At 47.5% G+C, this 23,663-nt stretch carries 12 protein-coding genes; 6 read left to right on the forward strand and 6 right to left on the reverse strand.

Annotated elements, in window-relative coordinates; translation table 11 throughout:
- Positions 1-205: 205 nt before the first annotated feature.
- Positions 206-775 (reverse strand): hypothetical protein, encoded by a 570-nt coding sequence (locus NDI48_01045; GenBank protein ID MEP0829790.1) that lies wholly within the window; start codon positions 773-775, stop codon positions 206-208.
- 314 nt (positions 776-1,089) lie between these two features.
- Positions 1,090-1,524 (reverse strand): hypothetical protein, encoded by a 435-nt coding sequence (locus NDI48_01050; GenBank protein MEP0829791.1) that lies wholly within the window; start codon positions 1,522-1,524, stop codon positions 1,090-1,092.
- 176 nt (positions 1,525-1,700) lie between these two features.
- On the opposite strand from NDI48_01050, the gene NDI48_01055 reads away from it, so the two are divergent.
- The 4 genes from NDI48_01055 to NDI48_01070 all read left to right on the forward strand — a co-directional run bounded on the left by NDI48_01055 (position 1,701) and on the right by NDI48_01070 (position 11,325).
- Entirely contained in the window at positions 1,701-3,467 is a 1,767-nt protein-coding gene (locus NDI48_01055) for a S8 family peptidase (protein ID MEP0829792.1), read from the forward strand.
- The gene (locus tag NDI48_01060) at positions 3,464-3,688 is read left to right on the forward strand and encodes a hypothetical protein (GenBank protein MEP0829793.1); all 225 of its coding nucleotides are present in this window, start codon (positions 3,464-3,466) and stop codon (positions 3,686-3,688) included. Before NDI48_01055 ends, NDI48_01060 begins: the two co-directional genes overlap by 4 nt.
- 391 nt (positions 3,689-4,079) lie before the next feature.
- Complete coding sequence (locus NDI48_01065) at positions 4,080-8,342, forward strand: tetratricopeptide repeat protein (GenBank protein ID MEP0829794.1); 4,263 nt, start codon at positions 4,080-4,082, stop codon at positions 8,340-8,342.
- 466 nt (positions 8,343-8,808) lie between these two features.
- Positions 8,809-11,325, forward strand: coding sequence for a CHAT domain-containing protein (locus tag NDI48_01070; protein MEP0829795.1), 2,517 nt, complete (start codon positions 8,809-8,811; stop codon positions 11,323-11,325).
- A 75-nt stretch (positions 11,326-11,400) separates the two neighbouring features.
- Here NDI48_01070 and NDI48_01075 read toward each other — a convergent pair whose 3' ends face one another.
- Positions 11,401-12,120, reverse strand: a complete 720-nt coding sequence (locus tag NDI48_01075; protein ID MEP0829796.1) for a hypothetical protein — start codon at positions 12,118-12,120, stop codon at positions 11,401-11,403.
- A 384-nt stretch (positions 12,121-12,504) separates the two neighbouring features.
- Between NDI48_01075 and speA the strand changes: the two genes are divergently transcribed.
- Positions 12,505-14,595: a biosynthetic arginine decarboxylase gene (gene speA, locus NDI48_01080; GenBank protein MEP0829797.1), complete on the forward strand. Its 2,091-nt coding sequence runs from the start codon at positions 12,505-12,507 to the stop codon at positions 14,593-14,595.
- 6 nt (positions 14,596-14,601) lie between these two features.
- On the opposite strand, the gene NDI48_01085 is transcribed toward speA, so the two are convergent.
- The 3 genes from NDI48_01085 to NDI48_01095 all read right to left on the reverse strand — a co-directional run bounded on the left by NDI48_01085 (position 14,602) and on the right by NDI48_01095 (position 20,005).
- Positions 14,602-16,830 (reverse strand): caspase family protein, encoded by a 2,229-nt coding sequence (locus NDI48_01085; GenBank protein MEP0829798.1) that lies wholly within the window; start codon positions 16,828-16,830, stop codon positions 14,602-14,604.
- Between the two features lie 656 nt (positions 16,831-17,486).
- On the reverse strand, positions 17,487-19,349 hold the full coding sequence (locus NDI48_01090) for a PAS domain S-box protein (GenBank protein ID MEP0829799.1): 1,863 nt from the start codon (positions 19,347-19,349) through the stop codon (positions 17,487-17,489).
- The gene (locus tag NDI48_01095; protein ID MEP0829800.1) at positions 19,346-20,005 is read right to left on the reverse strand and encodes a chemotaxis protein CheB; all 660 of its coding nucleotides are present in this window, start codon (positions 20,003-20,005) and stop codon (positions 19,346-19,348) included. Before NDI48_01095 ends, NDI48_01090 begins: the two co-directional genes overlap by 4 nt.
- 448 nt (positions 20,006-20,453) lie before the next feature.
- On the opposite strand from NDI48_01095, the gene NDI48_01100 reads away from it, so the two are divergent.
- Complete coding sequence (locus NDI48_01100) at positions 20,454-23,648, forward strand: patatin-like protein (GenBank protein ID MEP0829801.1); 3,195 nt, start codon at positions 20,454-20,456, stop codon at positions 23,646-23,648.
- The last annotated feature ends 15 nt before the right edge of the window (positions 23,649-23,663 follow it).

The following is a 23,663-nucleotide window of genomic DNA, read 5'->3' on the forward strand; positions in this document are numbered from 1 at the left end:
AATTTAACGACTTTTAATTCAATGCAACATAGGAGGGACAGGCTAATATCCTGCCCCTCCTCATGACGGATGAAAGTTTTGCACACTCAATCACCGATAAAACCTAAGTCAGAAATCCTGGCTTAAAAATCTTAAAGTCAACCTTGCTCCTGACTCCTAGATTTTTCTCGAAGTGAGCTTGAACTTCATTGATCTGTGGAAGAGATTAACGGTTCATCTTGTCCGTACCCTGAGGTCTAACCCCATTGCCGGGAAAGCCTTCACCGGTCGTGGAACCCCCACTATTGGTGTTAGAACCCCCCTGAGAAGGAGTTTCATTGGGGGCGTTACCGCCTGAATTATTTGAATTTTGATTCATGTTGCTATCTACACCCTGAGGTCTGACCCCAGTTCCAGGATAGCCTTCACCTGTCGTTGAAGGTGAATTAGTTGTAGAGGAACGTCCCTGAGGTGTCATTCTATATTGGGAGTTATTTCCACCATTAATACTCATGCGGGAACGTGCACAATAGAAGCCTCCCCCGGCAGTAGCATTGCCTTCGTAGCCTCCACAAGTGTTATTGACTCCATCTCCAGACATACCCTGGGCCATGAGTTGCCCATCTGTCATCGTAGAGTCAGTTTGGCTATTGACATTATTCAGAGGTTGATTTGTATCAGCCGTATTAGGACTCAGTTGTGCGAATCCGGGAAGGCTCAAGCAAACACTGGCACTAGCAACGCCTACCAGGCTCAAAATTTTTGTAATGGGATTTTTATGATACTGTCCGCTCATGGATATCTCCTTAGTTTTAGGCAAAAATTAGCCTGAACGTTTCTGCCTTTTCGTAGAATTTGAACAAGTGTTGATTAAAGGGTGGAAACTCAGAGCAGCGCTCTGAATTCAGGATGAAGAGGTCGATTTCTTGAAACCTCTTATCTTCTTCTCCAGATTAGCTGCGTCGGTTTGGCAAAGCGTCCATCCAGGGAGTTATCTAAAGTTCCATTAAATTGTTCCTCAAGATACAGAAAATCTTTCTGCAAAAAGATAGAGAGTCGGCGATGAATCACCAACACTTGAGAACCTCAATAAAGGTTTACTGCTCAACCCTATTCGGTCGGTTCGAGCCGCAATCGTTGTAATTGTTGTTGTAAAAACTTTCCCCATTCAGCGGCGAGGGGAACTTCTGTAAAAGGAACTTTGATAGAGGCAGCGGGTTCAGGAAGAAGAAATTCAAGAGCGATCGCACGACCTTTTTGTGGGGCTTTGTCCAAGTCCGCCCTCTGCTGATCCACTAGCAAGTGAATGGCTTGCACATCCTGAAGCGAGAAGGTTTCTAACTCAACAGGCCCTTGGCGTGTGGGTTTTCCCCAAGTTAAATCACTCCCTTTTTGACCCAGCACGGCATAAATATCGTACTTTGCCCGCTCAAACTGAGACGCCCAGTGGCGATAGGCTTCGACTTTCTGATATTCGTTCCAACCTGACCAAGCCAGCCAGATAAATGCTGCGAGTAAAGGTAACCAGAGTAAACCGCGTTCCATCTTGGGCTATTTTTTCCACCCTGTAGCAACAGTAATGACACTACTCTTTAGCCTACCCTTGATTGGCACTTTCGCCTCTAGCCAATCAGCGTTAAACATAATGCAACATCAGCTCCCACACGGAGGCACATGAGCTATGGTAGTGGTTAAACTGGCGCGACAGCGGACGGGTTGCCATGAGAAAGTTTTTGATAGCGTGTTTGTTTATATTGGGGCTGCTTTTTGCCCCATTTAACTTTAAGGGTTTAGCGAATCAGGGGGAGTTTGAGTCGATTGTGCTGGACTTCCGGGAAGATGTGCCAGCGGCTGAGATTGACGCGAAAGTCAATTTACTGGCTGCCCAGTACGGACTGGAACCTCGCCTGAATAGTGAATTTTCAGCTCCTGACCATGTATATATTGCCAGAGGCGATCGCAAAACCATCGCCCAACTGAAAAAGTTAGGCTTGGGCAAGTTCACGGAATTTATTGAACCGAACTATATCTATAAAATCTCCGAGGTGCCCAACGACCCCGACTACGGTCAGCAGTGGAACCTGCGGCAGATCAACGTTGAATCGGCGTGGGACGATACAAAGGGCAGTGGTGTCACAGTTGCAGTCATTGACACCGGCATTAGCCCTGTCCCCGATTTGAAAGATACAAAGTTTGTCAACGGCTACGACTTCGTCAACGATCGAGCCGAGGCATTCGATGACAATGGTCATGGTACCCACGTTGCTGGAACGGTGGCTCAATCTACCAACAACAATTATGGCGTTGCCGGGATTGCTTACGAAGCGACTCTAATGCCGTTAAAAGTATTGAGTGGAGGTGGCGGCGGTACAGTAGCGGATATCGCCGAATCGATTCGCTTTGCCGCTGACAACGGTGCCGATGTCATTAATATGAGTCTCGGTGGCGGCGGTGAAAGCCAGTTGATGAAAGAAGCGATCGACTACGCCCACCAAAAAGGAGTTGTCATCATCGCCGCGGCTGGTAATTCCAATGACAATTCAGCCTCTTACCCCGCCCGCTATCCTCATGTTATCGGCGTTTCCGCGCTGGATTCCGCTGGTACCAAAGCCCCCTACTCCAACTTTGGCGCAGGTGTGGATATCTCAGCACCCGGTGGCAGTGAAGTCGGTAAGATTTTACAAGAAACCATCGACCCACAAACCGGTGAACCCATTTTCGCTGGCTTCCAAGGAACCAGTATGGCCTCTCCCCACGTTGCCGGGGTGGCAGCCTTAATCAAAGCGGCTGGGATCAAAGAACCGGATGAAATTGCCGATATCTTGACAAAATCGGCACGAGTCATCCAACAAGACCCCCTCAATCACTTTGGTGCCGGCCATCTCGATGCTGCCGCTGCTGTGAAGTTGGCAATCAAAGGACAAATCACTTTCAAGGACTTCTTCCGCTGGTTACGGGATAACGGTTATCTCAATCCTCGTTTCTGGATTGACGGTGGAACGGTGATGTTACTGCCTAAAATCGCGATGGTTCTGGGTTCTTATCTGCTGGCTTGGTTCCTGCGGAATTACTTACCGATCTGGAGTTTGTCACTCACCACTGGCCTAGTGGCGGGGAGTTCTGGATTGTTTGTCCTGCGTGGTCTTTATATCTTCGACCTGCCGCAGTGGCCGTTCCGAGTGATGGGCAGTTCCATTCCCGAACTGGGTAGCGCTATTCAAGGTAGCAGTATGCTCAACCCCATTTTTGCCAGTGTGCTGATTCCGTTTATCTTACTCGCGTTGCTACTCGGACATCAGCAATGGAAGTGGGTGGCGATTGGGTCTGCCCTCGGTGTCGCGAGTTGTTTGGCGGTGAGTGCAGTAATGTCACCCAGCCTATTATGGTTGGGTAGCGGCGTTGTGGCTCGCGTCTTCCTCGTTGCCAATGCCCTCCTGTGCTTCGGACTTGCTTATCTAGCCTCGAAAGGAGAAATGAAAACGGCATGAGTATTAATGTAAAAGGTGTTATCGAACGCAAAGGACTAGGGCCAGGAACTTGGGCACTGGTGACAGATTCCGGGGAAACTTATGAACTCAAGGATGCCCCAGATGAGTTAAAGAAATCTGACCTTAAGGTCAAGGTTGAAGGACAGGTACGAGATGATGTAATGACCTTCGCCATGATTGGCCCGGTTCTGGAAGTCAAGTCCTTTAAGGTACTCGATTAGTCGAGAGAGTCGGGGCACGACCGATTTTCGACAGTAATCTTGTGCTAACAAAGTTAATCAGAAACACGGTACTCGCTCACGCCAGTGTGAAAACCCGCCTACCCAGCCATTGTTGGGTGGGCGGGTTTTTTAATGGCAAAAGGCACCGGAGTTCATACGAGACGAGGAGGCAGAAGGCAGAAGGCAGAAGGCAGAAGGGAAAAGGGAAAAGGGAAAAGGGAAAAGATTGATTGGTCAAGGTTTCAGTATTTTGCTTTGTCCTAATCACCTTGGCGACTGCTATAGCCGTATGGATGAAGGTGATTAGGAGATTTGCATAAGCCCTCAAGTTGTGAGAGATATTGATTCATCAGCTAATCACGTTTGAGCTAGATGAGGTAGGACTAATTTGATGCATCCCCGTCTATACGGCTTTAGCCTTGCTACAGTCACTCTGCTTGTTTCTCTCGCCTCTCCCCTTTACGGGCAATCAAGCCAGTCTGCCTTATCAGAAACTTCAATCAAAATTCCAGAGGATTTAGCACAAGTACCAAGCGCTCAAGACCGAAACATTCAAGCAGAGCAACTGTTACAACAAGGAATTCAGCAGTTTCGTGGCGGTCAGTTTCGAGAAGCGTTACAGACGTATCAAAAAGCCCTGATAATTTATCAACAACTAGGCGATTCTGCCCGCTCTTTAGAAGCAGAAACCCTGAATAACATCGGGGCTGTTTACATCCATTTGAGCCAATATGCCAAAGCGCTGGAAACGTTGCAACAAGCGCTGGTTATTCAGAAAGAAATCAAAGACCGCCAGGGCGAAGGGGAAACACTTAATAATATTGGAGAAACTTACTTTGATCTACGTCAATATCCCAAAGCGTTAGAAATATTTCAGCAAGCGCTGGCGATTCGTAAAGAAGTAAAAGACCGCACGGGTGAAGGAGAAACGCTCAATAACATCGGCGCAGTTTATACAGGTTTGAATCAATATCCCAAAGCACTGGAAACCTTACAGCAAGCCTTGGCAATTCGTCGGCAGGCAGGCGATACCTTCAGAGAAGGAGAATCTCTTGCCAGGATGGGATGGGTTTACAACGGTTTGGGTGAACCGTCCCGTGCTTTAGAGTCTTTAGAGCAAGCCTTAGCTGTTAATAAAAAAGTTGGTAATCGCTTTTGGGAAAGCGTGACGATTCTTGAGACTGGATTCGTTTATAGCTCACAAGGAAAGTATTCTCAATCGCTGGCGCTGTACCCGCAAGCTTTGGCGATGTTCCAAGACATGGGTTATCGCCAGGGTGAAGGGCTTGCCTTGTTGGGCATTGGCATAGACTACAACTTTCAACAAAACTATCCTCAAGCGCTGGAATCTTTAAGCCAAGCTTTGGCAATTTTCAGGGAAGTTAAGAATCGATTGGAAGAGAAGAACACTCTAGCCAGTCTGGGATGGGTTTACCATGCTCAAAAAGACTATGCCAAAGCAATTGAGTTTTTCGGGCAGAGTTTGACCCTGGCACGAGAACTTAAAGACCGTCAGGAAGAAGGGCAACTTCTCAACAACATAGGATGGTCTTACTACTGGCTAGAAGACTACCCCAAGGCAATTGACTCCTACCAGCAGAGTTTGGTCATTGCACGAGAAGTTCAGAATCGTGATTTAGAAGCGAATACGCTTAACCGTATCGCGATGGCTTACTACTGGATGAAAGACCATAACAAAGCCATCGAAGCTTATCAGCAGAGTTTGACTGTTGCACGAGAAACTAACAACCAACAGTTAGAAAGACCAATTTTGATGAATCTAGGAGAGGTCTACCATGCCCTAGAAGACTATACCAAGGCTATTGAGTACTACCAACAGAGTTTAGCGATCGCACGAGAACTGAAAAACCCTCAAGGGGAAGCACAAGCTCTTAAAAGCATAGGAATGTCTTACTACTGGCTAGAAGATTACTCCAAAGCCATTGACTCCTATCAGCAGAGTTTGGTCATTGTACGACAAGTTCAGAATCGTGCTTTAGAAGCAAGTATCCTTAACAGTCTTGGGGATGCTTACTACTGGATGAAAGACTACTCCAAGGCGGTTGAGGTCTATCAACAAAGTTTGACAATTGCACGAGCAATCCAGAATCAACGGTTAGAACAAGAAGTTCTGGTGAATCTGGGAAATACTTACCAGGCCCAACGAGACTATAGCAAAGCGATCGAGTCTTTCCAGCAAAGTTTGACCCTGGCACGACAACGGCAAAACCGCCAAGGAGAACGGCTATCTCTGTCCGGTCTGGGATTGGCTTACCAAGCCCAAAAAGACTATAACAAAGCCATTGAGTTGTACCAGCAGGCTTTGACCCTGGCACGGGAACTTCAAAACCGCCAGGGAGAGTGGCTGATGCTCACCAATCTGGGATGGACTTATCATGATCTGGGGGACTATGCCAAGGCGGTAGATTATCACACACAGAGCTTACGGATTGCCAATGAGATGGGCGATCCCAAAGGCAAGCAGCTGGCTCTGTTCAACATGGGATTTGGACACTATTGGCTGAATGACTATGCCCAGGCGATCGATTACTATGAGCAGAGCTTAGCCCTCTCACGAGAGCTTAAAAGACGCCCTGACGAAGCAAACACTTTATTTCAGTTGGGAGAGGTTTACTCTTACATCGGCGACAATAACAAGGCAATTGATTACTACGAGCAGAGTTTAGCCCTCTCCAGAGAAATCGGCGAACGCGCTGGGGAAGGAAATGCTTTGTACACTCTAGGAAATGCTTATAGGAGTCTGGAGAAGTATACCAAGGCCAGAGACTACTACCAACAGGGTTTAGTCATCTCACGGGACATCGGCAATCGCAACGCCGAGGGAAATGCTCTGAGTGGTTTGGGATCGATTTACTCTGACCAAGGAGACTATGCTCAGGCTATAGAGTACTACCAACAAAGTTTAGCTCTCTACAAGGAGATAGGTAATCGCTATAACCAGGGGGTATCTCTCAACAAGTTGGGACGGTCTTACTTGAACTTGGGTGACTCTGCCAAAGCTATAGAGTATTACAAGCAGGCTTTAGCTATCTCCCAGAAAAGTGGCGAACTCTATGGTGAAGGAAATACTTTATCCGAGATCGGAGTGGCTTATTTTAGGTCTGGCAATCTCGTAGAAGCAGAAAACAGTCTCCGCGCTGGAATTGAGGCTTTGGAATCTATAAGGGAAAAATTGGGCAACAAAGACGAGTTTAAAGTGTCGCTTTTTGACATGCAATCTGGTATATACCGTGTTTTGCAAAACGTCCTTATCGCCCAAAATCAACCCGAAGAAGCCTTAGAAATTGCTGAACGCGGGAGAGCCAGAGCTTTTGTGGAGTTACTGGCTAGTAGGTTACAGGTTGAAGGTTCAGCCCAACCTTCTAACTTTCAACCCCCTACCATCGAGCAGATTAAACAAATTGCCAAAACGCAAAACGCCACACTCGTTGAATATTCGATTATTCAGGATCAGGTTAAAACTCAAGGAAAATACGGGGAAAAGCTATTTATTTGGGTAGTCAAACCCACAGGAGAGATTGCCTTCCGCTCGGTTGAGCTCACACCCCTACTGGAAAAACTGAATTATTCATCTTTAAAAGAGCTGGTGGCTAGCAGCCGTGCCTTCATCTGTGGCAATGAGTGTCGCGGTGGTCTTGTCGCGGTACAGACCGCTGAGTCTGCCAAAGGAGAGGGATTGCAGCAACTCCATCAAATCTTAATTGAACCCATTGCCGACCTCCTACCGACTAACGTAGAAGACCACGTCATTTTCATCCCACAAACATCTTTGTTCCTCGTTCCCTTCCCGGCACTCCAAGATGCTTCAGGAAAGTACCTGATTGAAAAACATACTATCCTCACGGCTCCCTCAATTCAGGTATTGGATTTAACGCAACAGCAGCGCCAACAGGTAGAGGCAAGGCATAGCGTGCCTTTACAGAAAAATCAGGCCCTAGTGCTGGGGAATCCTACCATGCCCAGCGTACCGCCCAAAATTGGAGAACCTCCCCAGCCATTGCCGCCGCTACCGGGTGCCGAACAAGAAGCGATCGCAGTGGCTAGTATCCTAAATACACAAGCCATTACGGGTAAGCAAGGAACCAAATCAACTATTGTGGCAAAAATGCCTTCTGCCCGAATCATTCACCTCGCCACCCATGGCATTTTAGATGATATTCGAGGATTGGGAAGTGCGATAGCCTTGGCTCCAGACCCTTCCGCCTCCCCCATCCCAACTGCGTCTGGCAACGCTATCACTAAAGCGCAGACCCCACTGGCGGCATCCGCCCCAACTCCGGTAGGGACAGGGGGGGTTAATGGCCTTCTCTCCGCTGAAGAAATCCTTGATTTAAAATTAAATGCTGAATTAGTCGTCTTGAGTGCCTGCGACACCGGCAGGGGTCGCGTTACCGGGGATGGCGTGATTGGACTGTCTCGCGCCTTAATTAGTGCGGGTGTACCCAGTGTGATTGTATCCCTATGGGCAGTCCCCGATGCCCCTACAGCCTCCTTGATGACTCATTTTTATCAAAATCTGCAAAAATACCCCGACAAAGCCCAAGCCTTACGCCAAGCCATGCTCACAACCCTAAAACAACATCCCCACCCCAAAAATTGGGCGTCATTCACCCTGATCGGAGAAGCCGAATAGGCCACTTGACAAAGTGCGCTCAGACACCTTGGTCTTTGCGCCCTACAATAGTGAACGAGGTATTAGGCCAAAAACTAATCTGAAGTATAAAGGGTGAAGTATGAAGTATGAAGTACAAAGACGTCTTGGATTAGAAACCCCTACCTACAAGCCTTGTTGGGTCGTTCTTGACAGGCCGGGAGCGTCAAACTCCCTTGAAGTCGGATGAAATAGGACGTTCTTGCTTCATCCTTGAGCCTTAATCACCGTTTTAAGTTTAATCCCTCAGTTCTTACTTCCCACTTAAAAAAAAATCCCCGACTCAAACCGGTGAGCCAGGGAACGTCAATCAGGGTGCATCTACCATTCCACTCTTCCGAGATGAGCGGTAGTTATCCGGAAAAAGTTGGGAAACTTTCAGGCAATTGAAGGTATCTAAGAATAGATAGGGGTATTGCATCCTCCAGCCTTTTCACGATTCAGCTAAATGCCCTCGAATTTAAGCAGGATTGACTCAGTAGCAGTGGCACAGGAATTTCACATCTCTGTGACTCCCTTAGGAGAAGACGAGTATTTGGTGCGAATTGAACGCGTCGCCCCAGGAGTCCCCTTGGCAGAAGAGCAAGTCCACTGGCCAGTGGAGCATTGGTTAACTCAGGCGCGTCAACTGATGAATGACCCACTCTTGGGCTTGTTGCAGGGCGGTGGGGCGTTGACTGAAGATGTCTTTTTCTTGTCGGAATGGGATGAACCCGCCAATGCATCCACGCGAAATCTGGTTGAGCTAGGCCAGGAACTCTACAATGCTCTGTTTCAAGGTAGCTTGAGAGATAGCTGGATGATGGCGCAAGCGATCGCCCAAAATCAACGTCAGGTTTTGCGGCTGCGTCTAGGATTGAAAGGAACACGCTTACCTCGTTTGCCTTGGGAAGTGATGCACGCGGGCGATCGCCCCCTAGCCACTGGCATCGATGTCGCCTTTTCCCGGTACCAATTGAGTCCAGGACTGTGGAACCCGAACCAGAGGTTCCTCTGTTCACCGAATCAACCCCTGAAAATTCTCATGGTGATTTCGGGTCCGAGTGACCAGGACATGTTGGAACTGGCACAAGAAGCGAGTCACCTACAAGAAGAACTCCAAAGACGGACTCCCAATGGCCCTCCTGCAATTCAACTGACGGTTCTGGAACAACCGGGACGGGAACAACTCACTCAAGCGCTGGAACAAGGTCAATATCAAGTTTTCCATTACGCGGGTCACAGTAATTTAGGTGACTCCGGCGGAGATGTTTACCTAGTCAGTAACAGAACCGGTCTCACAGAAACCCTGAACGGCGACGATTTAGCGGGATTGCTGGTCAATAATGGTGTCCAACTGGCAGTGTTTAACTCCTGTCGCGGTGCCTATACAGCCACATCCAAGGCTGTAGAGAATGGAAAAGAGCGGAATCTGGCAGAAGCGCTGGTGAAACGAGGGATTCCTGGGGTTTTAGCCATGGCGGAGCGGATTCCGGATGAGGTGGCTCTGACCCTGACACGGCTGCTTTACCGCAATCTCAATCAAGGCTATCCCATTGATCTGAGCCTGAGTCGAGCAAGGCAGGGATTGATTTCTGCTTACGGGTCAAACCAGTTGTATTGGGCACTCCCGGTTCTCTATCTCCATCCAGAGTTTGATGGTTTCCTGTCGAATGACACCCAAGAGAAACGGGAAGAACTGTTTGTGATCTCCGAACTTCCTGACCCGCCCTTGGTGCCGAAAGCGGAGGATATCATCTTTACCCGCTCTGCCAGACCCCCCCTGCCCCCAGATGATGAGGATGAGCTAGACAGCTTTTTCCAGGATTTAAATGCTTCAGACGATCCAGACGCGGAAGACCCGGCGGACTTTATTCGGGGTTTGCTCAATCAGATAGAGCCGTCGTCTCCGCCGAACAGTGAAGTGGCACGACCGAATATTGACACGGAACATGGGTCGAGAAATCGCTCAGAGGCGGCGAGTTGGGAATTATCGGCCCATGCCTCTGACTCCACACCGGCTTCACACAGGGAATCCATCAGCGCGTCTTCTGGGGCAACTGGCACATCATCTCCTCAACCGGATACTCGTACCAGCACCACCCAAGTGGTTGAACACACACCCTCTAAGAATTTAAATCGCGGGTGGCAAAAGTTACGTGCGATTCCAAGGGTGTGGCTCCTGATCGGGGCGATGGGAGCCTTAGCGATCGCCTTATTAGGCTTTTTGGCTCTCCAAAGCCGTAATCCCAAAATCGGGGATGTGACTCAGCAAAACCCCTCCATTCCCACTCTACCCACCACCGAGGGGACGAATAATGTAGCAAAACTTGACACCCCCAAAGTGACAGCGCTGGCGATCGAACAATTCAGTCAGGGAAATATCGCGCCAGGACTTACGGCTGTAGAGGAATTACTGAATCGAGAAGCTTTGCCACCAGCGGAAGCGGCTTTGGGGGCTGTTCCCATAGCGAAACTCGATGACCCCGCGGTGTCTTTCTTAAGGGGACGTCTCGCATGGCAGTCGCTCAAAAAAGAACAAAACGGAACAGGGAGCAAAAACTACGATCTAAGCGATGCCCGAAAATATTGGGAGATGGCTCGCAAAGGTCAGCCCAAGTCTGTTCCTTACCTGAGCGCCCTAGGATTTGCCTACTATACGGAAGGCAATTATGGTCGCGCCAACAATGCCTGGTTTGAGGCGCTGCAAGTGATAACCGCCTCACAATCTGGGGGCAATGTGGCACCAGGCACTCCGAACCGAGAAACCCTGAATATCTATGCTGGGTTGGCTTTGGGACTGCGGCAAGAGGCTCAAAAGCAGCCAGCGGCTCAACGGGCTAGTCTGTTGAGCAAATCCCTGAATATGCGCCAATATGTGATGAGTAATGACCCGGTGAATTTTCAACCCGATGCCCTGAGCAAAAATTGGCTGTGGACGGAAAAAGCGATTCAAGATTGGCGATCGCTTTTAGCGGCAAAGTAGCCATGACTTCAAGAGTTGAGCGTCACAAGGCATTAGCTTATCAACGGCTAAGGCCGATTCCGGCTACTGACTGAACTATTTATCACGCATCAGCGAAGAAAGAGTGTATCGCTTGCGTAAATCCATCATCTCAGCCAGACTCTCCTTGCCCCCATCGAGAGGATGGCTCTGTTCGGGTGGCAATACGGTGATCTGAGCCAGAGAACGAGCATTGGTGACGATTGACTTGTTCACAACCTGGGAGTTGGGTTTTGAACTCACTGGCTGTGGCGGCTTAGGAACGGAACGACTCTTTGGGGGTGGATTCCGCCGTCTTTTGCGGATTGTTCCCACGGGTTTTAACCGTCTTGAATTTTGATAACTCTCAGCAGAGTATTTCAGGAGTTGAGTCAGCAACAAAGACCCGCCTGCACATCCCAGGGCAATTGCACCCAACAGCGACAGGGGTAAATCTTGTTTAGGCGTGGATTCCTCAACACTCGTAAAAGGGACTGGTTCTGGTGTCGAGTCTTTTTGCGTCGTTACAGGAGTGGGTTCTGGGGTCGAGGGTTTCCAGATCTTGAAATTACGAGGTTTTGCCGTAACCTTCTCAAACGTCGTGTGAGGAGGTAATGGTCGAGACCCCCCTTCCTCCATTGGCCCTGGGTTAAACAGACCTAACGTTGCCAGTCCGGCTAGAAAGACGAGCACTACCCACAGTCCACCGCAAAAGGCAAACGGATGTTTGTAGAGCAACTGCTTGAACGCCTGTAAACGGTGTTGCAGTTCAGACGGATTACTAGATATGTTGAGCATCGACGCCCTTAACGGTCAGGATAATCTTGAGACATGGGTGAAGCGAAGCTAACGCTAAAGCGTAGTGTTCGCATTGTTACAAGGTATAAGTCACCATGCTGTCGGAATTTTAGCATGGCTTTCCTGTTTAGCCACTTGTTCATTTTTCAACGCGATGGGATTTCAGTGCCAAAAGCGATGACGCTTGTTTTGACAACGACTTCCTAAAACAGCCAGTTTACCATCGTTACGGCTGATAGACCCAAGGCTGAATTCCTTAGGTAAATTTTACCCAGCGATTTGAAACTAACCCCATTTTAAAATGCAAAATCTAAAATTCTTTGATCGCTAACAAATGCGCTAGAGTGGCGACAAGAGACAGTTATTGGTAGGGGACTCAAGAGAATGGGGGTAAAGTTGACGCCCAAAGCAGGCAACACACTAGAAGAGAGCGCCAACGAGGAGCAAACGCAGCTCAAAATTAAAGCCACTGCTGGTGTTGAACCCAATCCGTCCCATCAGTTATCTCCTACGAAATCCTGGGCAATCGAGGATAGTGAGAAGCTTTATCGCATTCAGGGATGGGGAGAGCCCTACTTTTCAATTAACGCGGCGGGTCATGTTACGGTTTCCCCCAAAGGCGATCGCGGCGGTTCTCTGGATTTATTTGAACTCGTGGAGTCCCTGCGACAACGAAATCTGGGGTTACCCCTGTTAATTCGCTTTTCGGATATCTTGGAAGACCGGATCGAGCGGTTGAATGCTTGTTTCGCCAAAGCGATCGCTCGTTACAAGTACCCCGGCACCTACCAAGGCGTCTTTCCCGTCAAATGTAACCAGCAACGGCATCTGGTTGAAGATTTGGTGCGATTTGGTCAACCGTATCAATTCGGTCTAGAAGCGGGTTCTAAACCGGAACTGATGATTGCCCTAGCAACCTTGAAGACGCCTAATTCCTTGCTGATTTGTAATGGTTACAAAGACCAGGAATATATAGAAACCGCTCTATTAGCGATACGTATTGGCCACAAACCCGTGATTGTTCTTGAACAACTCGAAGAAGTGCCGTTGGTGATCGAGGCAGCACGGCGGTTAGGAATCGAACCCATCCTGGGAGTTCGAGCCAAACTCACGACAAAAGGCACGGGACGTTGGGGAGAATCCACTGGCGATCGCGCTAAATTTGGGCTGACACTTCCTGAAATCTTGAGTTGTGTTGAACAACTTCGTGCAGCAGGGATACTCCATTCATTGCAATTGCTGCATTTCCATATTGGCTCTCAAATCTCTGCCATTGGTGTGATTAAAGATGCCATCCGAGAAGCTAGTCAGATTTACGTTGAACTGAGCGCCTTGGGTGCTAATATGCACTACCTTGATGTCGGCGGCGGTTTAGCGATCGACTACGACGGTTCCAAAACCAATTTCTATGCCTCGAAAAACTACAACATGCAAAATTATGCCAATGACATTGTGGCCGAGGTCAAGGAAGCATGTGAGGCACGTCAGTTAGCTGTACCCGTTTTAGTGAGTGAGAGTGGTCGAGCGATCGCCTCCCATCAATCGGTTCTCGTCTTCGATGTTCTGGGCACGAGCGATGTTCCATCCGAAACACCTGTGCCGTTGCAGGAAAAAGAACATCTGATTATTCGCAACCTGTGGGAAACCTACAGTAACATCAACGTCGAGAATTACCAGGAAGCCTATCACGACGCCCTTCAGTTTCTAGAAGAAGCGAAAAGCTTGTTTAGTCTGGGTTATCTCACCCTCACCCAGCGGGCTAGAGCAGAGCAACTCTACTGGGTATGCTGCCATAAGATTCTGGAAATTGCCAGGACTCAGGATTATGTTCCGGATGACTTGGAAGACTTGGAAAAAACGATGGCGTCGATTTACTACGTCAACCTCTCCGTCTTTCAATCCGTACCCGATTCCTGGGCGATTGACCAACTGTTCCCGATTCTGCCCATCCATCGACTCAATGAAGAACCGACGCGCCGAGGGATTTTAGCGGATCTCACTTGTGACAGTGATGGCAAAATTGCCAAATTTATTGACCTGCGGGATGTCAAATCGGTGTTGGAATTACACCCTCTTAGAGAAGTAGGGGAGAGGGATTCATCTCCCATCCCAAATTCCCCCAATCCCCATTCCCCAATCGCCAATCGCCAATCCAAAGAACCTTACTACTTGGGTTTATTTCTAGCCGGTGCCTACCAAGAGATTATGGGCAACCTACATAATCTTTTTGGTGACACCAACGCCGTCCACATCCACTTAACCCCTAGGGGGTACGAAATAGAACATGTGGTGAAAGGCGACACCATGAAAGAGGTTTTGGGTTACGTGCAGTACGATGCCGAAGACTTGGTAGAAAGTATCCGCCGTAGCACCGAGCAAGCCCTGCAAGAGAACCGGATTACCCTGGAAGAATCTCAACTGTTGCTACAAAACTATGAGAAGAGTCTGAGCCGATACACTTATTTGAATTGTTAACTCACTTCAAATCACCTCAAAAGTAATCGACATTGCCGCCATCTGGCTGGTATCCACACCCTTAACGCCTTGACTTGGCTCTCCCAAGTTGGAGCTTCGACTGCTACGAGTTCCCGTGTCAAGGTCATCGAGAAAATTGCCAATCACCTCCGTGGGTTCATTGGGAGTCAATGGCCCTCTGGTGCTTCTATCCCGTGTGGCAACTTCCCGTAAGCCTTGAAGCGCCTTGCTCATGGGGGTAGCACTGGCGATAATTAACACTTCTGCGACTCCTTTCGGTTCTTGAGCCACCAGGGCAAAATTATCACCCTTGCTGGGGTCAGGAATCTGTACCGTCTGCCCCGCTTTGACTCGCATCACATCGTCGGTTGCACTCCATTGGTTGGGGAAGATTACCGAGATCTCACCCGTTGGATCGATCACGAGGATGCTGATATAGAGTTCGCGAGATTCCTTGTTGTCAATGCGAAACTGCACCCGTGTTCCTAGGGGTAACTTGCTGGCATCAGCAGGCAGGGGTTGAGTGGGTCGATTGGGGAAAGACTCTTGACCCACAGCCCCTCGAACGGTGAAAGCGGTAGCGAGAACTTGCTTTTGATCTTCTCGATTCATCGCTGCCGTTACGTTCAGGCGGGATGAATCGGAATTGAGAGTGAGTTTTACAAGATGGGCGGCTAGCAAGGATTTAAGCTTGGCTTGGAGGCGATTAGTGGCAGCGCTGATGGATTCACCCGCCGTACCGAAGGAGTCAGGAATTAACTCTAGTCCGGGAGTGAATAAGCCAACACTGCCAACTGGAGGCAGTTTTGTGACTCTCTGTTGTTGCAACTGTCGGGAATAAGCATCGGTCATGCGCCCGAAGATGTAATGCACTTCCTTTTGTTGCAGGGGTATGGCTTCAATACGCCGAATGGATTGCAGAGCTTGTTTGGCGGCTGTGGCGTCGTTGCCCAGGGAGGGGTCAAGGCCAATGCACAAGCTGACATTGTTGGCAACCCCTCGCACTTGTTCCTGCAAAAACGCTCCCGGTTGAGCTTTGCCCAACAGTTTGCCCTGGCCCATTAATGTTTGTGCTTGGCGTGATTCCAAAATGACTTGTCCTTGGGGGTTGCCTTGGGGATCGATAATGGAGAAAATTGCTCCTTGATCAAAGGCTTGCAGACTTTTGGGGTTAAGGCCGCCCAACCACACTTGAGCGCGATCGCCTTCTACCCCCACAATCACGGCTTCTGCCGGTGGCGTCTGTTGCTCAACAAAGTACATGTTGCGCTGCTTATAGTCGCTGTTCAGCTTGACTTCGACTAAGGGTTCTTGCTCTGTAAATGACGTTTTTTTAGTACTCCGAGCCACATTCGCCACTATGCCACCGAGTGCCTCATTCCTGGTTTGCTGCCACAGATATTGGGTCATGACATAGGTAAAGGCACCGGCATAAATATCGTGGAAGGCTGCATCGGCGGCCAGTTGGTCGGGTTTGGTCGAGGCAATCACCACGCCTTTCGCCACCCCTTGGCGGCGGAGTCGCTTAAAGTCCTCTGGTGAAAGATTCACCATAGACAGCAACCGCTGCTGATATTCTCGTTCAGTATTGGCGATTTGAAGTTGATCGCCGCCTCTGAGCGATCGCACTTGGAGATTTCCTCTCGTGCCGCCCCCGGAGTGGCAGCTATCGAGGACGACGGTGACATTTTCTGTTTTCAGGGCGTACATCAACAGAAACAAGGTATGCCCCATGATATCTTCCACAACATCTCCTGACCCACGAGTGCCCGTGGCGGCGGCACTATCGACAGGCACAAAGGTACTGTTGAGACAATTGGACGCATCACAATCCGGGTCACGCACTTGGGAACCATGTCCGGAGAAGTGATACACCACCACATCCCCAGGTTGGGCTTGCTTAATCAGGTGTTCCTCAAAGGCTGTGAGGATGCCTTGACGCGTGGCCTGTTTATCCGTCAGGGTGAGAATGTTTTTGGGATTAAAACCAAAGCGGTTGATCAGGAGTTGTCGCTGCATATCGACATCGGTGATACATCCCCGCAAAGCACTATATTCACCAGTTTCGGGATATTCATTAATCCCCACGAGCAAAGCCAGTTTACGCGGTGTCCCTTGAGCCAGAACACGACCGTAGCGATCGCCTGCTCTTTGAAGATCCAGTTGGCTGAAACCTAGAGTCGCAAGCAGCGAAGCCGTAGATTGCAAAAAGTGACGACGTTTGATGCGAGGCATATGTTAACCGCTTTAAAACAGAGAACCAGAATCAGAACACACAAGCCAATGCTTTGAGCAGGCATCGCTATGGCACAAACAGTATGAGTCCACACGATGTTAACCCCTAGACAGATTTTATCGTTTCAAACAATCAGTCTCCAGTGGTATTGTGACAGCACCCTTGATTCAAGCCGTCTGTTCAAGAAAGTTGTTCGATTATTGCTAGACGTTAATGATGCTAAATTTTCGTAAATTATCGGTTCCCTTCCGAAAATTCAATGGTAATTTTTAAATAGGCACAACGAAGTCAAAGAACCTTCGTATTAAACCTAGGATTCGAGCCTGTGCCGAGCCTGCTCCAATCCAGCGCTGCTCCTCAAGAGAAGACACCTAAAAAAATCTGGTCGTGTCCGCCGCGCTTTGAATTTCTCATTGATTGTGCTAACGGGCTGGACATTTCGCCAAGGTTTAGGTCTTTTGTAACAGAATTTAGGTGTCAAGCCAACTTAGGGTAGTGGCGTTATTGAGTCCACCACTAGTTGATGCAAATCTATTGTCTTTCTTTCCTGTTTTATCGTTAATTAACTCGATTCTGACTGGTAATTCTTACTGTATCAACCCGCCCCTAGTAGGCGGGTTCGGTGTTTTTTAGGGCCTGAGCAATTTGGCTCATTTCACGGCTGTTTTTTATGGGTAATGTCCTCCATTAAAAGAATCACGCCTTGTTGCTGATTCGTAATAATCAGGGGTGTGCAGATCACCCGGCAATGGATGGATTGGCCGCGACGGTTAACCGCCTCTAATACAATCTCTTGGTAATCTGATGCTCCATTTTGACAGGCGCGGACGGGTTCCCTGAGTTGCTCTACGGGCAAACCCAAATCCAAATCAAAGAAAAAATATCCTTCAGCCTCATTACTGGGGATTCCCCATAAATTGACGGCTTCACCGTTCCAAAGTTGAACAGAAAGGCGGTTGCTTAAAACGACCATTCCCATCTGTAGACTGGTGAGAATGGATTCCAAAAAGGCGTTGACGCACTTAAATTCGTCGGTACGAGCGCGCAGTTCGTCATTCGTGGCTTGGAGTTCCTCGTTAGAAGATTGGATCTCCTCGTTCATTGTCTCCAATTCTTCATTGGTACTCTGGAGTTCTTCGTTGGTGGTTTCTAGTTCTTCGTTGGTACTTTGGAGTTCTTCGTTAGTGGTTTCTAGTTCTTCGTTGGCAGTCTGGAGTTCTTCATAAGCGGTTTCCACTTCCTGAGTAGAACGCAAAAGTTTCTGTTGCAACTGGTAGTAGCGCGTTTCATCCTGGAACACCACTAACACGCCCAAGAGTTCACCCTGGCTATCCATTAAAGGGATAATGTCAATGTCTAACCAGATGGAATTACTCTCGCCCACCTTCGAGAATTCCACATTATTGATCTGGAGGGGGCGGCGTTCGCTATAAGCTTTCTGGATGAGCGATCGCAGTTCAGCAGGTTGATAGGAGAGTTCTAAATCCTGTAGAGGGCGTTCCAGATCGGCGTTGGTGAGATTCAACAAAATGCGAGCTTGTCGGTTGGCGATGGCTAGCTTACCGTGCATATCCATCACGATTTGGGCGACGGATAGACTCTCGAAAGCTTCATCCCGCAAACGCATATTTCTCATCACATGGTTAGCGACCTCGGTGTTGCCCGCTTCTACAAGAACTAATCGACGATCGCGCAGTGACACCTGGGAGAGTTTGGCAAAAATTCGATGCTTGAGGTTAACCGGTGTAAAGAGATTGGCATGAGTTAGCAGCATCTCCGCCTTGCCGACAAATAGAAATCCCCTGTCTTTGAGAGCGAAGTGAAAACGGGCGAGGACGCGTGCTTGAGTCTCCGTATTGAAATACATCAGGGTATTGCGGCAAATCAGCAAATCCAGATGACCGATGGGAGCATCCTGAACCAAGTTGTTGCGACCAAAAATCACGCATCGGCGCAAATCAGCGCGGAACGTGTAGGCGTTGCGTGTGGAGTCGAAGTATTTATCGCGCAGAGGTTGAGGAAGATTTCCTAATTGTCTGGCGGTATAGGAGGCGAGGCGACCATAACTAACAGCGTCTTCATCTAAATCCGTGGCGTAGATTTTCACCCGCGATCGGAATGCCTCTTCTCCAAGAATTTCCGCGAGAATTATGGCAATTGTATAGGCTTCCTCACCGGAAGCACAGCCAGCCGTCCAAACGCGAATTAGCTCATTGTCTGGCTTCATTTCCAGAATTTGGGGAATTACCTCTTGAGCGAGATAGTTCCAGGCGGGTAAATCCCGGAAAAACGTAGTGACGTTCAACAGTAGAGCATCAAATAGATAGTTGAACTCAAGTGGGTTTGCCTCCAGGTAATCCAGATAGTCCGTAAACGACTCTGCTCCTACGAGTTGCATCCGCTTTTTCGTCAAGCGCATCAGTGACGGACGCTTATAGCCTGTAAAGTCGAAACCGCGAGTGCGCTTGAGATAGTTTAGTAATGCCTCAAAGGTTGGATCGTCTAGATTGATACTCATCCCTCCTGGTTTTCGAGCTGTCCATACACCACTAATTGGGTAATAGCCTTTCCAATTTTATCCAATGGTAAAACCCAATCAACGCAGCCGGTGGCAATGGCAGCCGCAGGCATTCCCCACACTTTCGATGTCGCTTGATCTTGTGCAATCACCTTCCCACCCATTTTTTTGATGGTTTGGACTCCTGTGGAGCCATCCCCATCGCCTCCAGTTAAGACGACTGCGATCGCCCGTTGTTGGTAGTGTTGTGCCACCGACTCGAATAATATCTCCGCCGCAGGGCGCACAAAATGCACTTTTTCCGTTTGGGAAAGGGAAAGACTGCCATCCGCATTCACTAACAGGTGATAATCGGGTGGGGCAATAAACACCTTACCAGGACTCAGGTGACCTCCTTCCTCCGCCTGCTTGACTTGCAGGGAAGTACGGCGGTTGAGGATTTCAGCTAATAGGCTGGGATACCGAGGGGACAGATGTTGTACGACCACAATTGGAACAGGAAAGTCAGGCGCTAGGGCAGATAGAACCTGAGTCAAGGCATTTAGTCCATCTGCTGAGGAGGTTAGTGCAACAAGATCAAAGGCGGGAGAGGTAGGGCTTTGCGCTGAAGAGATTTGGCTATCACTTTGATGAGATTTTTCGGGATTGGTAATCACTGTATTTTATTATCTTTATTTTCAAGAGGGGTTATTATTTGAATTAACCTTTTGTAGCTGTTGAACAAGGTCAAACGATTTTTTTAGCTCTCGCTCTGGCAATCTTTTATACCAACCCTCTTTACAAAAACAACCCTCTTTAAGTAGAGCCAGCCACAGCTTAGGGGTGCTAGGGTTAATGGGCAATAAAGAAACAAAGATATTACATTTCAAACCCCGCCCTTTCTGGGTAGGGTTTTTCATTGGCGTTCCAACTTGGGAGTGGGGGAGTAGGGAAGAACGTTTTTCGGACTACTCCTAAAAACGAGAGAGACACTTCTGTCGCGCTGCACTCAGCGAGTTCTCCCCCAGGGGGCGTTAGGGGGATGGTAAAAGATGTGGGTTTAATGTCAAGATTGGGTCTAGAGAAAAATCACATCCTATTTCTTGGCAATCAGAAAACACATCCATGTCTGAATACACCTTTAAAAAACCTAACTTTCGTCGAGAAATTCGCTTAGGGCTGGTTGTTTATGGTGGGGTTTCACTCGCCATTTACATGAATGGAGTCTGTCGGGAATTTTATAATGCTGTACGTGGGCGGGGTATTTATAAACTGATTAAAGCCCTTACAGATTCGGATATTGTTGTCGATATTATATCGGGAACCTCCGCTGGCGGCATTAATGGTGTTCTTCTCAGTTATGCTTTGGCAAACAGCGATTTAAAAGAAGTGGTTGATTTTGCTAACTTTGCTGATATTTGGCGGGAAAGTGGCGATATTCTTCAACTTCTGCGGGAACCGAGTTCTAGCCAGACAAAAGTTGAGTCTGTTTTAAATGGCGAAGGTTATTATCAAAACCAGCTCAAAGAAGCGTTTGAAAAGGGCTATAACAATAAGCATTCTGCTCCTCAAGGAGAATGGGTATCCGATTTTAATGAACTTGATTTATTTATTACAGGCACAGATATTTTTGGGCGAATTTATAAAACCTTTGATGACACGGGAAGGGTGATTGAAATTAAAGACCATCGGGCGGTTTTTCAGCTCAAACATCGTCGGGGGAGAAAGGAGCCTTTTAATCTCAAAAGAAATCAAGATTTGATTCCGATTTTCCCCGAAGAAACTTGCCAATCTTTGGCTAAACTTTGTAGAATTACTTCTTGTTTTCCCGTAGCTTTTCCTGTAGTTGATGTGGAACTAAAGGGCAACAATAAAATCGATCAAAAATTAGTGGAGTGGGGTCAACTCGATAATCGGGAGTTTGTTGAGAATCTCCAAGGTCAAGGACATCAATTATACTTCGTAGATGGCGGTGTATTGGATAATCGTCCTTTTAGTTACACGATTAAGGAGATGTACTATCGCACCATCAACCGTCCTGTTGATCGCAAATTATTTTATATCGATCCAAGTCCAGATCGGTTCATTGATCAGGATGGTTTCAAGAATATAGGTAAGCCCAATACTTTACAGATTATCCAAGATTCTTTAATTGGAATACCCATGTATGAAAGTATTGGGAATGATTTAGAAGCGATCAAAACGCATAATGAGAAAGTCAGGCGTTACAAGATTCTTCTTGCCGATACAGAGGCTCCCACGGATTCAACAACGGCAACGTTAGAGGCGAGCGATATTAAAGAGACGATTTATCTGCGAAGTCGTCTGATTAGCTTGCGCGATCGCGTCCTACCTCTAGTATTGAGAATGGATCAGGACTTTAGAATTGATTCGCAAAAACAAGCCTACTTAGAAAAAGCCGCCAATGTATTAGCAGAGCCGATTACGAGAGAGAAAGAAAAGGGAAAACGAGATAAAATTCGCCAAGCTTTTGAGAAACAAATTCGGAACTTAGATGTTGAATACAGCTTAAGAAAGCACTTCTATCTTATCCAAATCCTTTGTCAACGCCTGGAAACGGAATCTAATTTAGTCGAATATCAAAAACTTCGTTATTTATCCGAAAGTGTATCGCGCCAAATTAAACTTTTGGAAGTGATTCGCGAAGCCTTAAATCAGTTATTAAGCAATCCGATAGTCAGTGATTGTTTTTATGAATTACTGGCACAACCCAAGCTGGATAATCAGATGCGGGGTCATTTCTATGAGCGCTTGCTACGACTTCACCGCTTTTTACTAGATGCTGTTGGCTTAGAGAATTTTTTACCGGATGAAGGCTCAGATTTAGGAGAAATACCAGCCAATATTTTCCAAAGTTTACCGTTGAAGGCTAGAGAGCCATTTTATCATGAATGGTTATCTCAAACCCTAATTTCTGGCATTTTGTTGCAATTTAAACAAAAAATTAATAAACTGCAAAGCCCACAAGAGATTGAAGAAAAGATTTGGAAAAATCCTGCCTTTAATTATGACAACCAAGAAAATGAGTATTTTGAAACGATTTTACGCAAAGTCGAACTTGCATCAGAAGCTTTAATTGAAACAAGCCAGCTAAGTGCCTCGGAAGAAATTCTCCCTTATTTTAAACAATTTAGAAATTTGGATAAAGTCGTTTATCCCTTTGAATATCTCATGAATTTGAAGGAAAAAGAACTCATTGAAACCATTCGGATTAGTCCTAACGATGCCAGCATGGGATTAGGAGAAGGGAAAACGCTAGAAGATAAATTAGCAGGAGATACCTTATTTGCTTTTGGTGGATTTTTTAAGAAATCTTGGCGTTCTAATGATATCCTCTGGGGACGGCTAGATGGACTCAATCGGATTTTGGAAGCGCTGTTAACACCTGAATCCGTGAAAAAGTTTCCAGAATTTTTGGAACGTCAGGGTAACTGTCGCAGAGGGACACCAGAGTTTGAAGCCTTTACAGATAATTATTTAGAATTTTTGCTAAATGAGTCCTTACCGAATATCCTCGAAACCGAACGAACCCAAATTATTAGCTATCTTAGGAAACTATCGTACCCAGAAAAACTGACAGAGCAACAACTTAAATTGACGATTGAGCGATTACTCAGTACTTTGGTACTGGAAGGCCATCGCGAAATTGTAAACACCGATTTAACGAACGTTCTCCAAGATGAAATTGCCGAACAACTTAATTGGAACAGACAGCGACTTCAACCTAATAATTCAGCTAAAAATCGAGGTAAATCAACTAACATTGAAGAGGAAGAAAGACCTCAATATCATCCAGTACCCGGGTACTTTGATCGCAACGTGAGTGCGCTAGCGGCTTCCAGATTAGCCGAGGAAGCAATTACCCATTTATCCCAGGGGAATAGCGAGAGGTTTTTCCGGGAAAAATACAATGTGGGTCAAGAGACTGTGTTGGATAGTATTCCGCGCATTATCTTGGCCAATATTTCAACCCAGTTCGCTCTAATTTTGAGAAATATTGTCTTAACGACATTAGGTAAGCGTTCCTCAATCTTACGCAAAAGCCTTACCTATAATATTTTCGATAAATCGTTACAACTCTTCTATGGATGGCTACAATTTACAGGCCCCTTAGCCGTTCGAACTTCTAAGTATCGACCGATTTTCTTACTCCTTCAGCTCATCTTACTCCTGATTGCGATCGCGGGTGTAGTAATTGTTATTTGGCAATCTTCGGTTTGGCTCATGATTGTGCTTAGTGCAACACTGCTGTTTTGGTTGCTGGAGATTATGCGGAAATCATCATCTCGCAGACGTTAGCGATCGCGCTGAGAC

Origin of the sequence: Microcoleus sp. AS-A8, assembly GCA_039962225.1 — a bacterium.
In the GTDB taxonomy this organism is placed as follows: domain Bacteria; phylum Cyanobacteriota; class Cyanobacteriia; order Cyanobacteriales; family Coleofasciculaceae; genus Allocoleopsis.